The sequence below is a fragment of the Streptomyces sp. NPDC034670 genome, assembly GCF_055574875.1.
In genome coordinates, this window is the sequence record NZ_JBVITR010000010.1 from 146838 (window position 1) to 163979 (window position 17142).

The 17142-nt window shown below is 72.1% G+C and carries 15 protein-coding genes and 1 pseudogene; 12 read left to right on the plus strand and 4 right to left on the minus strand.

Going from position 1 to position 17142, the window contains the following annotated elements; all coding sequences use genetic code 11:
- The first annotated feature begins 564 nt into the window (after positions 1 to 564).
- Entirely contained in the window at positions 565 to 3162 is a 2598-nt protein-coding gene (clpB, locus tag ACZ56B_RS10635) for an ATP-dependent chaperone ClpB (protein WP_468788358.1), read from the plus strand.
- A 185-nt stretch (positions 3163 to 3347) separates the two neighbouring features.
- Positions 3348 to 3875, plus strand: coding sequence for a YbjN domain-containing protein (locus ACZ56B_RS10640; RefSeq protein ID WP_468788360.1), 528 nt, complete (start codon positions 3348 to 3350; stop codon positions 3873 to 3875).
- A 194-nt stretch (positions 3876 to 4069) separates the two neighbouring features.
- Here the strand turns inward: ACZ56B_RS10640 and ACZ56B_RS10645 are convergent, their stop codons facing one another.
- Together ACZ56B_RS10645 and ACZ56B_RS10650 are read right to left on the minus strand one after the other, a co-directional pair.
- Positions 4070 to 4285 (minus strand): DUF6119 family protein, encoded by a 216-nt coding sequence (locus tag ACZ56B_RS10645; protein ID WP_468788404.1) that lies wholly within the window; start codon positions 4283 to 4285, stop codon positions 4070 to 4072.
- Complete coding sequence (locus ACZ56B_RS10650) at positions 4237 to 4623, minus strand: TIGR04141 family sporadically distributed protein (RefSeq protein ID WP_468788362.1); 387 nt, start codon at positions 4621 to 4623, stop codon at positions 4237 to 4239. The genes ACZ56B_RS10645 and ACZ56B_RS10650 overlap by 49 nt, the downstream gene beginning before the upstream one ends.
- A gap of 110 nt (positions 4624 to 4733) precedes the next feature.
- On the opposite strand from ACZ56B_RS10650, the gene ACZ56B_RS10655 reads away from it, so the two are divergent.
- Entirely contained in the window at positions 4734 to 4922 is a 189-nt protein-coding gene (locus ACZ56B_RS10655) for a hypothetical protein (RefSeq protein WP_468788364.1), read from the plus strand.
- Between the two features lie 573 nt (positions 4923 to 5495).
- On the opposite strand, the pseudogene ACZ56B_RS10660 reads toward ACZ56B_RS10655, so the two are convergent.
- Positions 5496 to 5693, minus strand: a pseudogene (locus tag ACZ56B_RS10660) (aminotransferase); the annotation flags it as partial.
- Between the two features lie 639 nt (positions 5694 to 6332).
- Between ACZ56B_RS10660 and ACZ56B_RS10665 the strand changes: the two are divergent.
- Both ACZ56B_RS10665 and ACZ56B_RS10670 read left to right on the plus strand, forming a co-directional pair.
- Positions 6333 to 8156 (plus strand): alpha/beta hydrolase, encoded by a 1824-nt coding sequence (locus ACZ56B_RS10665; protein ID WP_468788366.1) that lies wholly within the window; start codon positions 6333 to 6335, stop codon positions 8154 to 8156.
- Between the two features lie 95 nt (positions 8157 to 8251).
- Positions 8252 to 8707 carry a hypothetical protein gene (locus ACZ56B_RS10670; protein WP_468788368.1) on the plus strand — a complete coding sequence of 152 codons (456 nt, stop codon included), beginning with the start codon at positions 8252 to 8254 and terminating at the stop codon, positions 8705 to 8707.
- 191 nt (positions 8708 to 8898) lie between these two features.
- On the opposite strand, the gene ACZ56B_RS10675 is transcribed toward ACZ56B_RS10670, so the two are convergent.
- Positions 8899 to 10089 carry a pyridoxal phosphate-dependent aminotransferase gene (locus ACZ56B_RS10675; RefSeq protein ID WP_468788370.1) on the minus strand — a complete coding sequence of 397 codons (1191 nt, stop codon included), beginning with the start codon at positions 10087 to 10089 and terminating at the stop codon, positions 8899 to 8901.
- A gap of 139 nt (positions 10090 to 10228) precedes the next feature.
- On the opposite strand from ACZ56B_RS10675, the gene ACZ56B_RS10680 reads away from it, so the two are divergent.
- From ACZ56B_RS10680 to fbaA, 7 genes are all read left to right on the plus strand, one after another.
- Positions 10229 to 10567, plus strand: a complete 339-nt coding sequence (locus ACZ56B_RS10680) for a hypothetical protein (protein ID WP_468788372.1) — start codon at positions 10229 to 10231, stop codon at positions 10565 to 10567.
- A gap of 405 nt (positions 10568 to 10972) precedes the next feature.
- A complete protein-coding gene (locus ACZ56B_RS10685; protein WP_468788374.1) occupies positions 10973 to 11533 on the plus strand; it encodes a DUF2617 family protein in 561 nt (186 codons plus the stop codon).
- A gap of 58 nt (positions 11534 to 11591) precedes the next feature.
- The gene (locus tag ACZ56B_RS10690; RefSeq protein WP_468788376.1) at positions 11592 to 13277 is read left to right on the plus strand and encodes a polyamine aminopropyltransferase; all 1686 of its coding nucleotides are present in this window, start codon (positions 11592 to 11594) and stop codon (positions 13275 to 13277) included.
- A 96-nt stretch (positions 13278 to 13373) separates the two neighbouring features.
- Entirely contained in the window at positions 13374 to 14357 is a 984-nt protein-coding gene (locus tag ACZ56B_RS10695) for an SRPBCC domain-containing protein (protein WP_468788378.1), read from the plus strand.
- A gap of 61 nt (positions 14358 to 14418) precedes the next feature.
- Entirely contained in the window at positions 14419 to 15207 is a 789-nt protein-coding gene (locus tag ACZ56B_RS10700; RefSeq protein ID WP_468788380.1) for an aldose epimerase family protein, read from the plus strand.
- A gap of 10 nt (positions 15208 to 15217) precedes the next feature.
- A complete protein-coding gene (gene pyrE, locus ACZ56B_RS10705; protein ID WP_468788382.1) occupies positions 15218 to 15766 on the plus strand; it encodes an orotate phosphoribosyltransferase in 549 nt (182 codons plus the stop codon).
- A 167-nt stretch (positions 15767 to 15933) separates the two neighbouring features.
- A complete protein-coding gene (gene fbaA / locus ACZ56B_RS10710) occupies positions 15934 to 16956 on the plus strand; it encodes a class II fructose-bisphosphate aldolase (RefSeq protein ID WP_468788384.1) in 1023 nt (340 codons plus the stop codon).
- The last annotated feature ends 186 nt before the right edge of the window (positions 16957 to 17142 follow it).

Sequence of the window (17142 nt, forward strand, 5' to 3'; positions counted from 1 at the left end):
CCCCGAGTTCTCCGACCCGCTCCCCTCCTCTGGAGCGGCCTTTCGTGTTCTCCCCCCCCCCCCCCCCCCCCCCCCCCCCCCCCCCCCCCCCCCCCCGCTGCAGTTTGCGGGGATATTTCGGGACAGCGACCTGCTTTCGTGATGGCCGGTAATGAACCGTGCGGCGGTGCGATTCTCCTTTCCGGTCCCCTCCGGCCTCTTCCGGCCCTTCTTGGCTCTTTCCGGCCTCTCCTGGCCCCTTGCCGCCCCTTCCGGCCCCCTTGTCGCCCCGGCCGCGGCCCCTTCCAGCCCCTCCCTGCCCTTCCCTGTCTCCTCGCGCCCTCCTTCCTGTCCTCGCGCGGGGTGAGCGCGCCCCGGGGGCCGTCCGTATCCACCGGGTGCGGGGCGGCCGTGCCCCGGGTACGTGGGGGCCGTGACCCCGGTGTGCGGCGGTCACGGCCCGAAAACTCGACCGTTCGGCCCTCCCGTCCACCTCCTTGAGTGGAATAGACTCAAGTTTGTGGACGTTGACCGAGTCAGCCACGAAGGGCGCTGAAGGGTCGTCGCAAGGAGGAGAACGCGAACGTGGACGCCGAGCTGACCAACCGGAGCCGGGACGCGCTGGGCGCCGCCGGCAACCGGGCCGTGACCGACGGGCACCCCGACCTCACCCCCGCGCATCTGCTGCTGGCCCTGCTCCAGGGCCAGGACAACGAGAACATCACGGACCTGCTCGCCGCGGTCGACGCCGACCAGGCGGCCGTACGCTCCGGAGCCGAACGCGTCCTCGCCGGGCTGCCGAGCGTGACCGGGTCCACCGTCGCGCCGCCCCAGCCGAACCGCGAGCTGCTCGCCGTCGTCGCGGACGCCCAGGCCCGCGCCCGCGACCTGGGCGACGAGTACCTCTCCACCGAGCACCTCCTCATCGGCATCGCCGCCAAGGGCGGGGCCGCCGGCGAGGTGCTGGCCCGCCAGGGCGCGACCGCGAAGAAGCTGCAGGACGCCTTCCAGAAGGCGAGAGGAGCACGCCGGGTGACCACCGCCGACCCCGAGGGTCAGTACAAGGCCCTGGAGAAGTTCGGCACCGACCTCACCGCCGCCGCCCGCGAGGGCAGGCTCGACCCCGTCATCGGACGGGACCAGGAGATCCGGCGGGTCGTCCAGGTGCTGAGCCGCCGCACCAAGAACAACCCCGTCCTCATCGGCGAGCCCGGCGTCGGCAAGACCGCCGTCGTCGAGGGGCTCGCCCAGCGGATCGTCAAGGGCGACGTGCCCGAGTCGCTGAAGGACAAGCGGCTCGTCGCGCTCGACCTGGGCGCGATGGTCGCCGGAGCCAAGTACCGCGGCGAGTTCGAGGAGCGGCTGAAGACCGTCCTCGCCGAGATCAAGGACTCCGACGGGCAGGTCATCACCTTCATCGACGAGCTGCACACGGTCGTCGGCGCGGGCGCCGGCGGCGACTCCGCCATGGACGCCGGCAACATGCTCAAGCCCATGCTCGCCCGCGGCGAGCTGCGCATGGTCGGCGCCACCACCCTGGACGAGTACCGCGAGCGGATCGAGAAGGACCCGGCCCTGGAGCGGCGCTTCCAGCAGGTGCTGGTCGCCGAGCCGACCGTCGAGGACTCCATCGCCATCCTGCGCGGGCTCAAGGGCCGCTACGAGGCCCACCACAAGGTCCAGATCGCCGACAGCGCGCTGGTGGCGGCGGCCGCCCTCTCCGACCGCTACATCACCTCCCGCTTCCTGCCGGACAAGGCCATCGACCTCGTCGACGAGGCCGCCTCCCGGCTCCGCATGGAGATCGACTCGTCCCCGGTCGAGATCGACGAGCTCCAGCGCGCCGTCGACCGGCTGCGGATGGAGGAGCTGGCGCTCGCCAAGGAGACCGACCCCGCCTCGCGCGAGCGCCTGGAGAAGCTGCGCCGCGACCTCGCCGACAAGGAGGAGGAGCTGCGCGGCCTCACCGCCCGCTGGGAGAAGGAGAAGCAGTCCCTCAACCGCGTCGGCGAGCTCAAGGAGAAGCTCGACGACCTGCGCGGCCAGGCCGAGCGCGCCCAGCGCGACGGCGACTTCGACACCGCCTCCAAGCTCCTCTACGGCGAGATCCCGGCCCTGGAGCGCGACCTCGAGGCCGCCTCCGAGGCCGAGGAGGAGGCCGCCCGGGACACCATGGTCAAGGAGGAGGTCGGTCCCGACGACATCGCCGACGTCGTCGCCTCCTGGACCGGCATCCCCGCCGGCCGCCTGCTGGAGGGCGAGACGCAGAAGCTGCTGCGCATGGAGGACGAGCTCGGCAAGCGGCTCATCGGCCAGAGCGAGGCCGTCCGGGCGGTCTCCGACGCGGTACGGCGCTCCCGGGCCGGCGTCGCCGACCCCGACCGTCCCACCGGCTCCTTCCTCTTCCTCGGTCCCACCGGCGTCGGCAAGACCGAACTCGCCAAGGCGCTCGCCGACTTCCTCTTCGACGACGAGCGGGCCATGGTCCGCATCGACATGTCGGAGTACAGCGAGAAGCACAGCGTGGCCCGCCTGGTCGGCGCCCCGCCCGGCTACGTCGGCTACGAGGAGGGCGGCCAGCTCACCGAGGCGGTGCGCCGGCGGCCGTACAGCGTGGTGCTGCTCGACGAGGTGGAGAAGGCCCACCCCGAGGTCTTCGACATCCTGCTCCAGGTGCTGGACGACGGCCGGCTCACCGACGGCCAGGGCCGCACCGTCGACTTCCGCAACACCATCCTGGTCCTCACCTCCAACCTGGGCAGCCAGTACCTGATCGACCCGGTGACCACCGAGGCGGAGAAGAAGGAACAGGTGCTGGAGGTGGTCCGGTCCTCCTTCAAGCCGGAGTTCCTCAACCGCCTCGACGACCTGGTGGTCTTCTCCGCGCTGACCAAGCCCGAGCTGGAGCGCATCGCGAAGCTCCAGATCGCCGGCCTGGCCCGGCGGCTCGCCGAGCGCCGGCTCACCCTGGACGTCACCGAGGACGCCCTGGCCTGGCTGGCGGAGGAGGGCCTGGACCCGGCCTACGGCGCCCGCCCGCTGCGCCGTCTGGTCCAGACCGCCATCGGCGACCGGCTCGCCAAGGAGATCCTCTCCGGCGAGATCAAGGACGGCGACACGGTCCGCGTGGACCGCTTCGGCGAGGGCCTGCTGGTGGGGCCGGCGACCGGCAAGACGCTCTGAGCGACCGGAACGCCGGAGAAAGATCCCGGGCCCGCCGTCCCGCGCGGACGGTGGGCCCGCCCCTTCGGGGGTACCCGCCGAATGACCGGATCGAGTCAGCCGAGGGCCGACAGGCCCGTCGGGGCTTGCCACCCCCCTCCCCGGATGAGGGAGGATGGCGGGATCCGCACGAAGGGAAAATCACGGTGAGCATCGACCCGTCCTCGATTCCGAATTTCGGGGGCCAGCCCGAGCCGCAGCCCCAAGGACCGGCGGGCCCCGTCGTCCCGGATCAGGACCTTGTGAAGCAGCTCCTCGACCAGATGGAGCTCAAGTACGTCGTCGACGACGAGGGCGACCTCGCGGCGCCGTGGGAGCAGTTCCGCACCTACTTCATGTTCCGCGGGGAGGGTGAGCAGCAGATCTTCTCCGTGCGGACGTTCTACGACCGTCCGCACCGCATCGAGGAGAAGCCGCAGCTGCTGGAGTCCATCGACGACTGGAACCGGCGCACCCTGTGGCCCAAGGTCTACACCCACACCCACGACGACGGCACCGTCCGTCTCATCGGTGAGGCCCAGACGCTGATCGGCATGGGCGTCAGCCTGGAGCACTTCGTCTCGTCGACGGTCAGCTGGGTGCGGGCCGCCATCGAGTTCGACAAGTGGCTCGTCGAGCAGCTCGGCCTGGAGAAGGAGATCAACGAAGCGGACAAGCCCGAGGACGACGAGTAGCCGTCCCGGCGGCCACCGCCGAACACGGCGGGCGGCGGGTACCGGCCGGGTGAGCGCCGGCCGGGTCAGCGCCGTCCGCGGGGAGAGCCCGGCCCGGACACCGGCCGTCACGGCCGGTTGCCGGGGCCGGGCTCCCCGCGTTCAGGGGGTCTTCGCGCCCTTCGGCCGTTGTACGAGGTCGCGGTGCGCGGCGGCTACGCCACCAACCGACGGATGCCCGCCGAGGCGCCGTCCGGCGCAGTGGAGGCGATGCCGACGACCTCGGCCCGGACACCCCACGCTTCGAGCGTCCTGGCCGTCTGCACCAGGGTGACCTGCGAGAAGGGGAACAGGGTGTCGGCGGTGAGGCCGGTGCCGTCCTTCAGCAGGATCGCGAAGACGACCTTCGAGGGCCGGAAGCCTTCCGGCAGGCCGTTCCCCTTCCGGGCGCGGCCACCTTCTCGGTGAACCGTTCCCTCCCCTCCGGGGAGTTCCGCAGCGTCTGCACGGCGACGAGCGCCTGGCCGAAGAGGTGGCTCAGCGCGTCGGAGCCCTGGGCGCGCTCCCCCATGACCAGGACGTTGTCCGGGCTCGGCAGGCCGCAGGTCTCCACGCCGTTCCCGCGGTGCAGCGCGGTGCGGACGTTGTCGCGGTCGAAGCAGACGTACCCGGGCCGCCGGTCCGGCACGGACTCGTCGAGGACGGTCTCCAGGCGGGTGAGTCGGTCGAACGCTCGGCGGCACCCCGCGGCCGGACCCGGACGGGCCACCGGGACCGCCGAAACCGCCCCGGCCCCGCGAGCCGCCCGCAGCCGAGCGCACCACGTCCTCACCGGCCGCGGCGCCCGCCCCCGCCCCGCCCCAGCCGGAGGAGCCGACCGTGCTCGCCGACGCCGACCCGCGGGCGGTCGCCGTCCTGGCCTCGCTGCGCCGCGTCGATCCCCGGCTCGTCCTGTCCGAGCGCGAGGCCGTGCGCCTGGCACCCGCCGTCACCGCACGGCTGACGGTCGGCCTCGCCCCTCCCGGATCACCGCACTCCTCACGGCGGGACTCCCCGACCGCCTCCTGACCCGCCCGGCGGGCATCCTCGCCTTCCGCCTCCGGGAGACCCCGCTGCCCGCACCGCCCCCGGATCCGCTCCCGCCCCTCCCCGACCGCCCGGCCGTACCACCCCTCCAGACCTGCGACGGCTGCGAGCGCGCCTTCCGTTCCCCGAACCCGGACACTGCCGCGACTGCCGGGGCCACCTCGTCGGGGATCTTCTTCGTGCGGCCGGCTGAGCAGACGGGCGGGTGTGCGATCGCTCCCCGGACGGGAGACTCGATGTGCGACGGTGCGAGGACCGTGGCCAGGGGTGGCCCCGCGGCCTGCGCGGTGCGACGCGACCGCATCGAGCGCACCTGGCCGTGAGGGTGCGGTGACGGCCCGGGCCTGGTCCCGGACCGTGTTGACGCACACATCCGGAAGCCGGGCGGTGAGACTTTCCGGGCCGGTCCCGAGTGCTCCCTCGCCGCCCCTCACCCCTGGTGGGACTTCCCGTACGGGAAGTCCCACCGTTCGTTCGAGACGAGGGCACGGGCGCGTGCCGCTCTTCTCGATGGTCCGTTCGCTCTCCCTTGCCTGCCCCGGAAGGGCCCGGAGCTCAGGGCGTCAGGCGCCGCAGGCGGTCGACGGCCTCGAGGAGGGTGTCGACCTTCTTGCAGAACGCGAAGCGGACGAAGGGGGCGCCCGCCTCCCGGTGGTCGTAGAAGACCGCCGTGGGGATGGCGACGACGCCCGCGCGCTCGGGCAGGGCCCGGCAGAAGGCGACGCCGTCGCTCTCGCCCAGGAGCCGGATGTCGAGGACCGGGTTCAGTCTGAGTACAGCTACTCAGACGCCATGGTGGCCGATACGGATGGGGCACGTGGTGCGGAGGAATTACGGTACGTCCCGGTCACCGCAGCGTTGACATCACTGGTCTGTATCTGCTCGTCGGCACAGGACGAATACGGGGAGGAGCCGCGCATGGCGTGGGAGGAGTGGGAACGGCTGAAGGCAGCAGCGGCCGAGCAGCACACCACGCAGATGCAGCTCAATCAACTGCCCGCCGACCAAGGCGGCACCAGTTCCGGTGGCGGTGGCGGCGCCGACAGGCTGAGGTCCGACAAGGCGGCGTGGACCAAGGCGGGGGAAAGCGTCGGGTCATTGCGGGAGGACCTCGGCAAGGCATGGGCGAGGGCGGAGTCGGGTCAGACGGGACTCGGGAAGGGGTCCGGGTGCCTGACCGCAGCGGCCCAGCAAAGCGTCTACGACTCCTGGAAGCGCTACGTCAAGGACGTGGGCGAGGTGTGCGACGGGCTTGCCGGCGTACTGGAGAAAGCGGGCAGCGACCAACTGCGGACCGATGAGGCCATCGAGGCCGAGATTGCCAAGCTGAAGACCGAGTACTACGAGGACACGCCCGTCGACGGCCAGGCCAAGGGGCGGTGATCCGAGCACATGGACCACTTGACGCTCAAGGCCCTCGAACCGACCGAATACGCGGAGGCGGCGGACGGGTACCGCGCGATCAGCAGTATGGCCGACGCGGGCAGGGACCGCATCGACAAGCAGATCACCGTGGCCATGCGGAAGGCCAATGAGGGTGAGGCCGCGGACGCGGCGCTCAAGCAACTGCGGAAACTGTCGGAGAACTTCCACTACATCCAGGTCGAGTGCGGCCTGATTACCGGAGCTCTTGACGGCTTCTCGTCCGAGATCGCCGCTCCCAAGCGGCGCCTGACCGAGGCACTGGACGATGCGGCCGCGCTGGCATACACCGTCAACGAAGACGGCACCATCACGTATCCCGCCGGCGGTAAGAACGAGCTCACCGGTGAGCCGATCCCCGGCGGCACCGTCCTGGGTAACAATGGTCTGATCACGGGCAACAACACAGGGTTTCAACCACCGGGGCTGGTACCGAACAGCCCTCAGCTCAAGAACCCGAACCCGCACCACGCCAAAGCTGTGGACATCGCCGACCGCATCGCCCACGCCGTACGGGAAGCTCAGGAGATCGACGACCGGTACAGCAAGGCGCTGAACAAGCTCAAGGCGGCGCCGGGACTGAACGTCGACGCCAAGACATGGGCGGACGTGGCATCCGATGTCGATGCGGTGAGTTCAGCGGCCAGCGAATACCTTCAGGATCACATCCCATTGGACAAGTCGCCCGCCGAGCGCAAGGAGTGGTGGGACAGCCTCAGCAACGAGGAGCGTGAGGAGTACAAAACGGCCTTCCCGGAAGTCATCGGCAATTTGGACGGGGTTCCCTCCACGGTCCGGGACGAGGCGAACCGGGAGAACATCCACCTCCTCATCGCGCAGTTGGAGGGCCGACACGACGAGGCATCCAAAGAAAAACTCGAAGGGCTGAAAGGGATCCAGAGCAAGCTCAATGCGGTAAGTCAGCCGCCCATGTTCCTCCTAGGGGTCGGTCTTGAAGGGAACGGCAGGGCGATCGTTGCCTACGGGAACCCTGACACCTCAAAGAACGTCTCAGCTTATGTGCCTGGCCTGGGCACCAAACTCGACTCCGAATTTGCCGATGGTACGGTGAAGCGCGCCTTCCACACGGCTGCGGAGGCCCAGAAGTTCGATACGTCCTCATCGTCGATAGTATGGCTCGGCTACGATGCGCCTCAATCGATCGATGTGATGACTGCGGGTGATGCCGAGCGCGGTGCTCCCGCATACAACAGCTTCATGAGTGGAATTTCGGCAACCAATGAGAATGCCGATCCTCACATCACCGCCATCGGGCATTCCTACGGTTCTCGGCTGGTAGGGGGAGCCACGCAGGAGGAGGGAGGGATTCCGGGCGTTGACGACATCATTCTCGTCGGCAGTCCCGGCGTCGGCGTCGACAGGGCGGAGGATCTGGGTGTGGACAAGAGTCACGTCTGGGTGGGCGCGGCGGAGAACGACATCGTCACCAAGCTTCCTTCACCGAAGGAAGCTGTGGCAGGGACCATGGGATTCTTCGGAGGAGGGCCGCCTGGCGCATACCTCGGAGGAGAGGTCGCTGACCAGGGTGACGACGACATCTGGTTCGGCAAGGATCCTGCAAGCAAAGCGTTCGGCGCCAACAGATTCGAGACCCTGCCCGGGCCGGAGCTTGTTCAACCGTCTTTCCCGGACGTTCTGGGTTCGAAATTCGATATCGAAGCCCACAGTAATTACTTCTCTCCGGAGGAAGGGAAGGACAAGATCTCTGCGCAAAACATCGCTGCCATTGTCGCGGGGTATCCGGAATACGTTATAAGGGAGACGCCGCGATGAGGGAAAGGATTGCAGTATCCGCAGTACTGGCACTGCTTCTTGTCGGATGCGGCACGACGGGTTCTGCACCCTCAAGCAAGGAAAGTCAGTCGAAGATGAACCTGCAAGAAGCCGCCGACAGGGCGGACAAGATCCTGGACGAGGCGTTTGCGGCCATCAAGCCTCCCGTCGAGTGGACACACAGGTACTCCATGCCGGGTGACTGTTATGTGGACCGCGATCGTTCCGTCATGACGATCATTTCCGCCGAGCGGCGTGGCAGCTTCCTCGGCGTGCTGGAACGTCACTGGAAGAGCAAGGGCTACGAGCTCGTCGCCACGAGCCCGAACGGGCTCGCGGCCCACTTCAAGACACAGGACGGCTTCCAGCTCGAAGTCTTGATCGGGCCCAACGGCCAGGCCCACCTGAGCGTCACCACCCCGTGTGTGGAGAAGTCCGAGGTTTCTCAGCCGACCAGCAGACCGAACGGCCCCGACTACTCGGGGCAGGAGCTGCCGGCACCGAACGTGCGGTCGACGTTCTGGTCGAGCAACGCGTCCATCTCGAGTTGACGCACACGACCGGAAGTCGAGCGTGGGAACTTTCCGGGCCGGTCCCGAGTGCTCCCTCGCCGCCCCTCACCCCTGGTGGGACTTCCCGTACGGGAAGTCCCACCGTTCGTTCGAGACGAGGGCAGGGGCGCGTGCCGCTCTTCTCGATGGTCCGTTCGCTCTCCCTTGCCTGCCCCGGAAGGGCCCGGAGCTCAGGGCGTCAGGCGCCGCAGGCGGTCGACGGCCTCGAGGAGGGTGTCGACCTTCTTGCAGAACGCGAAGCGGACGAAGGGGGCGCCCGCCTCCCGGTGGTCGTAGAAGACCGCCGTGGGGATGGCGACGACGCCCGCGCGCTCGGGCAGGGCCCGGCAGAAGGCGACGCCGTCGCTCTCGCCCAGGGGCCGGATGTCGGCGGTGACGAAGTACGTGCCCGCGGGCCGGTAGACGGTGAGGCCCGCCTCCTCCAGGCCCGCCGCCAGCACGTCCCGCTTGGCCCGCAGGTCGTCCCGGAACCCGGTGAAGTACGACTCGGGCAGCGCGAGCGCCTCGGCGACCGCGTACTGGAACGGGCCCGCGGAGACGTACGTCAGGTACTGCTTGGCGGAGCGGACCGCCGTCACCAGCTCCGGCGAGGCCGTCACCCAGCCGACCTTCCAGCCGGTGAACGAGAAGGTCTTGCCCGCGCTGGAGATGGTCACCGTGCGCTCCCGCATCCCGGGGAAGGTCGCCAGCGGCACGTGCTCGGCGTCGTCGTAGACCAGGTGCTCGTAGACCTCGTCGGTGACCACCAGCAGGTCGCGCTCCACGGCCAGGGCGGCGATCGCCGCCAGCTCCTCGCGGGTCAGGACGGTGCCGGTCGGGTTGTGCGGGGTGTTGATCAGCAGCAGCCGGGTGCGGTCGGTGACGGCGTCGCGCAGTTCGTCCAGGTCGAGCCGGAAGCGGCCGTCCCGCGGGCGCAGGGTGACCGGCACGCGCCGGCCGCCCGCCAGGGCGACGCAGGCCGCGTAGGAGTCGTAGTACGGCTCCAGGGCGACCACCTCGTCGCCGGGCTCCACCAGGGCGAGCAGGGCGGCGGCGATCGCCTCGGTGGCGCCGGCGGTGACCAGGACCTCGGTGTCGGGGTCGAAGGACAGCCCGTAGCGGCGCCGCTGGTGCGCGGCGACGGCGGTGCGCAGCTCGGGGACGCCCGGGCCCGGCGGGTACTGGTTGCCGCGGCCGTCCCGCAGCGCCCGTACGGCGGCCTCCCTGACCTCCTCGGGGCCGTCGGTGTCGGGGAAGCCCTGGCCCAGGTTGATGGCCCCGGTGCGCAGGGCCAGGGCGGACATCTCGGCGAAGACCGTGGTCCCGAACTCGGCGAGCCGGCGGTTCAGGAGGGGGCGCGGGCTGGAGGTCATGCCGGCCATCCTGCGCCGAAGCTCTGGACTTCCTCAACTCCGCTTTGGGCCGCGCGGGCGGAGGGCATCTCCCGGTCACACCCGTGAGCGGGGCACCCACGGGGGGCTGCTTCGGGGGATCACGGGGGATGGAAGGGAGGGCGGCGCCATGGACATCGGCATCGTCGTGGCTCTGTTCCTTGCGCTGCTCCTCGCGCTGGTCTGCGCGGGGTTCGTCGCGATGGTCGTGTCCGGGGTGCGCAGGGCCTCGGGCCGGCCGGCCCGGAGCCGGCGGGCGGGCGGTCGGCGCTCCGGGGGGTCCGGGGGCCGGCACGACGGCGGCGGCAGCGACGGGAGCTGGTGGGCGGGCGGCGGGGCCGTCGCCGCGTCCTGCGGCTCGTCGTTCGACGGCGGTTCCAGCAGCGGGTCGTCCTGCGGCGGGGGCGGCTCGTCCTGCGGAGGCGGGTCGTCCTGCGGGGGCGGCGGCGGATGCGGCGGAGGCGGCTGACACGGGGCAGCCCGCCTCCCCTTCGGGGGGCACGCATCCGCGACAGCGGGGTCCGCGCCTGGGCGGGCCCCGCTGTGCCGTTGAGCGGCGGACGGCCTTCCGGTTCCGGTCGGGCGAACGGGCCGGTGCGGCCGGGCGCGCACTCCGGCGCCGCGAAGTGCGCGCCGCGACTGAACAGTTGAGCTGAGGAGTCCCCTGGGGGATGGAAACCCCATGAAGTTGGGTAAAAACGCTGTGACGGCGCGTCCGTTCATGATTTCCTCTCATTACCGACACGCAGCCCTCGGACCCCCCTCGCGGAACCCCTCTTCCGGCCGGCCGACCGGGCTGACGGGCCGAACTCCCCGGAGCGGCCGGGGTGTCCGGGTCCACATCTCCCTTCTTGCGTGCTTGCGGAGTCGATCCATGCTCACGACCCTGAACACCGCCTACACCGACACACGCGCGGCCGACCTCGCCTGGGCCCTGGGGCGCGAGCCGCTCCCGGCGCTGGCCACCCTCGATCTCGAACTCGCCGGAAAGAAAATGCAGTTGAGGCTCCTCGGCGCGTCCCACCAGGTGCTGCTGGAAGAGGAGCGCGGCCTGTGCTCGGAGACGGTGGCGTGCCTCCCGGGCAGCAGTACGCCCCTTCCGCTGGGCGTGGCCAAGCGGGTGGACGACTGGGAGTACGAGTTCGCCGCCCGGGTGGAGGCCCTCTCCCCGGGCTCCTTCGCCGGCCGCGCCCAGGAACTGCTCGCGCTGGTCTCCGACCACCCGCAGGGCCTCGTCGGGGTCTTCCCCGGCAGCCCGCACGCGTTCACCGCGCTGCTCGCCCAGCGCCACGAGGGCCAGGTCCACTGGCGGACCTGGCACGCCTATCCGCAGGACGGACAGCTGGTGGTGACCCGGACGAAGGTGGGGACGCGCGGGGGCGCGAGCGCGTCCCCCCGCGGGTCCCGCGGTCGTGCCGGGTTGGCGCGGGCGTAAACAAACTTCACGCGTGTGGGTGACGATCCGTGCCGGAGGCGTAACGTAACGTCGCAGGATGATCGAGTCAAAGGCCCCCGCCCCGACCGGTGCCCTCCCGCCCGGAGGCGGACCGACCGGGCACGGGCCGGCCGACGACGGGCCGGCCGCCGCAGCCGGCTCCCCGGGCGGCTGCGCGCGGCTGCCCGTGCGGCAGGGCACCGGGCGGTTCCTGGTCCTCGCGGGCGTGTTCGTCTGCGCGGCCTGCGGGCTCGTGTACGAACTCGAGCTCGTCGCGCTGGCCACCTACCTGATGGGCGACTCGGTCACCCAGGCGTCCGTCGTGCTGTCCGTGATGGTCTTCGCCATGGGCATCGGGTCCCTGGCCGCGAAACGGCTGCGCCGGCACGCGGCGGCCGCCTTCGGCGCCGTCGAGGCCGTGCTCGCCCTCGTCGGCGGGGGCAGCGCGATGGCCCTGTACGCCGTCTTCGCCTGGACCGGCGACTGGGGCGGCCCCTGGGCGGCGGGCCCGCGCGTCCTCCTGGTCGTCTTCTCCCTCGCCGTCGGACTGCTGATCGGCGCCGAGGTCCCGCTGCTGATGGAGCTGATCCAGCGGATCCGCCGGCAGGACGCGGGCGGTGCGGTGGCCGACCTGTTCGCCGCGGACTACGTCGGCGCGCTCGTCGGCGGCCTCGCGTTCCCCTTCCTCCTCCTGCCGCTCCTCGGCCAGTTGACCGGCGCGCTGATCACCGGTGCCGTCAACGCGGTCGTCGGCGGCGCGCTGGTGCTGGGCCTCTTCCGGCAGGACCTCACCCGCCGCGCCCGCCGGCTGCTGGCGGCCGGCAACGCCTGCGTGCTCGTCGTCCTCGCCTCGGCCGCCGTCCTCGCCGACGACTTCGAACGGGCCGCCCGGCACGCCCTGTACGGCTCGGACGTGCGCGTGGCCCTGCGGACCGACGCCCAGGAGGTCGTCCTCACCACGGGCCGGGACGGCCGGCCGCCGGCCCTGTACCTCGACGGGCGGCTGCGGGCCGGGGGCCGGGGCGAACGGCGCTACCACGAGGCGCTGGTGCACCCCGCGATGGCCGGGCCGCACGCCCGCGTGCTCGTCCTCGGCGGCGGTGACGGACTGGCCGTCCGCGAGGTGCTGCGCCGTCCCGGCGTGCACCGGGTCGACGTCGTCGGGCCCGACGCGGACGTGGTGCGGCTCGCCCGCAGCGACCCGGCGCTGTCCGCGCTGAACGAGCGCGCCCTCGACGACCCGCGCGTGCGCGTGACCGCCGGGGACCCCTTCGACCGGCTGCGCGGGGCGCCCCCGGCGGCGTACGACGTGGTGGTCGCGGACCTGCCGCCCCCCGGGAACACCGCGAGCACCAAGCTGTACGCGCAGGAGTTCTACGGCCTGGTCCGGCGCGTCCTGGCGCCCGGCGGGCGGCTCGTGGTGCACGGCGGTCCGGTGGCGTCCCGCCCCCGCGACTTCTGGACGGTGGAGGCGACCCTGCGCGCGGCCGGCCTGCGCACCGCCCCGTACCGCGCGAGCGGCCCCCCGGCCGGGCCCGGCCCCGCGGACACCGCCCGCGTCCCCCGCGACTGGGGCTTCGTGCTGGCCGCCCGCACCGGCCCGGACCTGCGCCTGGACCCGTCCGGGCCGCGCCCGCGCACGCTCACCGACGCCTCCCTCGCGGCGGGCGCCCGGGCCGCCGCGCGCACCCGGGTGCCCGGCCTGCCGCCGTCCACGCTGGTGCACCCCCGGTACGCGGGCTGAGCCCCGGACCCGGCCCGCGGCCGGGCGGCACCGACGCGCCGCCACTTCGCGCCGACGGGGGTACAGCCCCGCGTCCCCTGGGTAGGCTCCGCAACCATGGAGCACGAGGTGTTCGTTCCGGTCGAGGTGGAGCGGCTCAGGGCGGTGCTGGACGACCCCGCACGGGTCGCCCGGGCGGTGCCCGGGCTCCAGCACGACGCCGGTGCCCCGGACCCCGTCGCCGGCCGGCTGCGGATCCGCGTCGGCGGTCACTCCCTCACCTACCGGGGCTCCGTACGGGTGTCCGGGCAGGACGACGGCTCCTACGCCGTGGAGGGCGACGCGACGGAGAGCCGCGGCACCGGCTCGGTGAAGCTGGCGCTGCGGCTGCGCCTGCGGGAGGTGGAGGGCGGCACCTCCCTCACCGCCGACGGCACGGCGACGGCCGACGGCCGGATCGCGGACCTCCCGGCGGACGCGGTGGCCTCGGCGGTGGCCCGTCTGCTGGGCCGTTTCGCGGAGAACCTGGGCGTGGTGGCGGCGGACCGGGACGGGGCGGGCGCCCCCGGGGACGGGACCGCGGAACCGGCCGGCCCGGACGCCGGCCCGCAGGCCCCCGGGACGGCCCCCGGCCCGGAGTCGCCGGAACTCCTGGCGGCGGGGGACTTCGAACCGCGGGCCACCACCGACTTCGAGACCACCCCGGACGCGGACGACGCCCCGCCGCCCCCCGCACCCGCGGAGCCCGAGGGGGCCCGGGAGGCCCCGGAGGACTCCGAGCCCCCGGAACCCGCCGCCGGGCCCGCCGGACAGCCCCTCCCGGACCTTCCCCCCGGCCTCGGCACGGAGGTCCCCGAGCCCTCCCCCGACCCCGCCGCCGGGGAGGAGGACGACACCGTCGCCGAGGCGGCCCACGCCCGGCGGACGATGATCGGCCGCAGCGCCGAGGAGGTGGACCACGCCCCGCCCCGCGGCCGGTACGCGCCCGTCCCCGCCCCCCAGACCGTCTCGCCCCGCCGCCCCCTGCGCTGGGCGGTCCCGGCGGCGCTCGCAGTGGCCTCGGTGGTCGTCGCGGTCCGGGCGCTGCGCAGGCGGCACTGAGCGGCGCGAACCGGCCGGACGGAGCCCGGGCCCCCTTGATCGCCCCAGTAGGGTCGGGACCGTGAGTACCGAAGACATCACGCTGACCGCGGGCGACGCGGAGGTGACCGTGCAGCCGGGCAACGGCGGCCGGGTCGGAGGGCTGCGGCTCGGGGGCGTCGAACTGCTGCGGCAGGGGGAGCGGTACGGCTGCTTCCCGATGGTCCCCTGGTGCGGACGGCTCCGCGACGGGCGGTTCCGGGACGGCGCCACCGTCCAGCAGATGCCGCTCAACGCCCCGCCGCACGCCATCCACGGCACCGCCCGCGACGCCGCCTGGCGCGTCGCCCGCGCCGGCGCCGACGAGGCCGTGCTCACGTACGACCTCACCGAGCCGTGGCCCTACCCCGGACGCGTCACCCAGCAGATCGCGCTCACCGCGGACTCCCTGACGCTGACCATGGGCGTGGAGACGTACGCGTCGTCCTTCCCGGCGCAGATCGGCTGGCACCCCTGGTTCAACCGCACCCTCGGCGGCGCGGACGTCCGCCTGGACTTCGCGCCCGCCTGGCAGGAGGAGCGCGGCGAGGACCACCTGCCCACCGGCCGCCGGACCGACCCGGGGCCCGGCCCCTGGGACGACTGCTTCGGCATGCCCGGCGGCGTCGACGTCACCCTCACCTGGCCGGGGGAGCTGGAGCTGCGGGTGACCAGCCGCGAGGAGTGGGTCGTGGTCTACGACGAGCAGCGCGAGGCGGTGTGCGTGGAGCCGCAGACCGGCCCGCCCGACGGGCTGAACACCCACCCGCGCCTGGTCACCCCCCTGGAGCCGCTGGAGGCCTCGACCACCTGGAGCTGGACCCGCCCTTAAGCTGACTGGCATGAGTGACGTTCGCGGCGCGCTGCTGCAGCAGATCAAGGACAAGGCCGTGGTGCACGGCAGGGTGACCCTCTCCTCCGGCCTGGAGGCCGACTACTACGTCGACCTGCGCCGCGTCACCCTCGACGGCGAGGCCGCCCCGCTGGTCGGCCAGGTGCTGCTGGACCTGACCGCGGAGCTGGACTTCGACGCGGTCGGCGGCCTGACCATGGGCGCCGACCCGGTGGCCGCCGCCATGCTGCACGCCGCCGCCGCGCGCGGCCGGAGACTGGACGCGTTCGTGGTGCGCAAGGCCGCCAAGGCGCACGGCCTGCAGCGCCGGGTGGAGGGCCCGGACGTCGCGGGCCGCCGGGTCCTGGTCGTCGAGGACACCTCCACCACCGGCGGCTCCCCGCTCACCGCGGTCGAGGCCGTGCGCGAGGCCGGCGCCGAGGTCGTGGCGGTCGCGACCATCGTCGACCGGGCCACCGGCGCCGCCGAGAAGATCCGGGAGGGCGCCGGGGTGCCGTACCTGTTCGCGTACTCCAAGGACGACCTCGGCCTCGACTGACCCGCCCCGCCGGGCGGCCCTCCGGCATCGTCGACATAACGACTCGGCCTGCGCCGTCGACCGGCCGGACGAGTCTGGGAAGATGGCCCCGACAACGACGTCGCATCCAAGGTTCCAGGTCAGGGCCGACCGTATGCAGCACCCCAACCCCTAAGAGGAGCGGACAGATGCCCATCGCAACTCCCGAGGTCTACAACGAGATGCTGGACCGGGCGAAGGCGGGGAAGTTCGCCTACCCGGCCATCAACGTCACCTCGTCCCAGACCCTCCACGCGGCACTGCGCGGCTTCGCCGAGGCGGAGAGCGACGGCATCGTCCAGATCTCGACGGGCGGCGCCGAGTTCCTGGGCGGCCAGCACAACAAGGACATGGTGACCGGCGCGGTGGCCCTGGCCGAGTTCGCGCACATCGTCGCCGAGAAGTACGACGTCAACATCGCCCTGCACACGGACCACTGCCCGAAGGACAAGCTCGACGGGTACGTGCGTCCGCTGCTCGCGGTCTCCGAGGAGCGCGTCAAGGCCGGCCGTAACCCGCTGTTCCAGTCCCACATGTGGGACGGTTCCGCCGAGACCCTCGCCGACAACCTCGCCGTCGCCCAGGAGCTCCTCGAGCGCACCCGCGCCGCGAAGATCATCCTCGAGGTGGAGATCACCCCGACCGGCGGCGAGGAGGACGGCGTCTCGCACGAGATCAACGACTCCCTGTACACCACGGTCGACGACGCCATCCGCACGGCGGAGGCGCTGGGCCTGGGCGAGAAGGGCCGCTACCTGCTGGCCGCGTCCTTCGGCAACGTGCACGGCGTGTACAAGCCGGGCAACGTCGTCCTGCGTCCCGAGCTGCTGAAGGAGCTGAACGAGGGCGTCGCCGCCAAGTTCGGCAAGCAGGCGCCGTTCGACTTCGTCTTCCACGGCGGCTCCGGCTCCTCCGAGCAGGAGATCCTGACCGCCCTGGAGAACGGCGTGGTCAAGATGAACATCGACACCGACACCCAGTACGCCTTCACGCGTCCGGTCGTCGACCACGTGTTCCGGAACTACGACGGCGTCCTGAAGGTCGACGGCGAGGTCGGCAACAAGAAGACCTACGACCCGCGCACCTGGGGCAAGCTGGCCGAGGCGTCGATGGCGGCCCGCGTGGTCGAGGCCTGCCGCCACCTGCGCTCGACGGGCACCAGGATCAAGTAAGCGGCGGACGCGAGCCGGGAGCACGCGCTCCGGGGGCCCGGCACCCGTGGGGGTGCCGGGCCCCCCGGCGTTCCCGTTCCCCCCCCAGAAAAGTGGGGCAGGGGAAGGGGGTCCCGAGGGGGGTCGCGGAGGGAGGGGGGGGGGGGGGGCGCGCGGGGGCAGTCTGCTTCGCCGCTATCCCCTTAG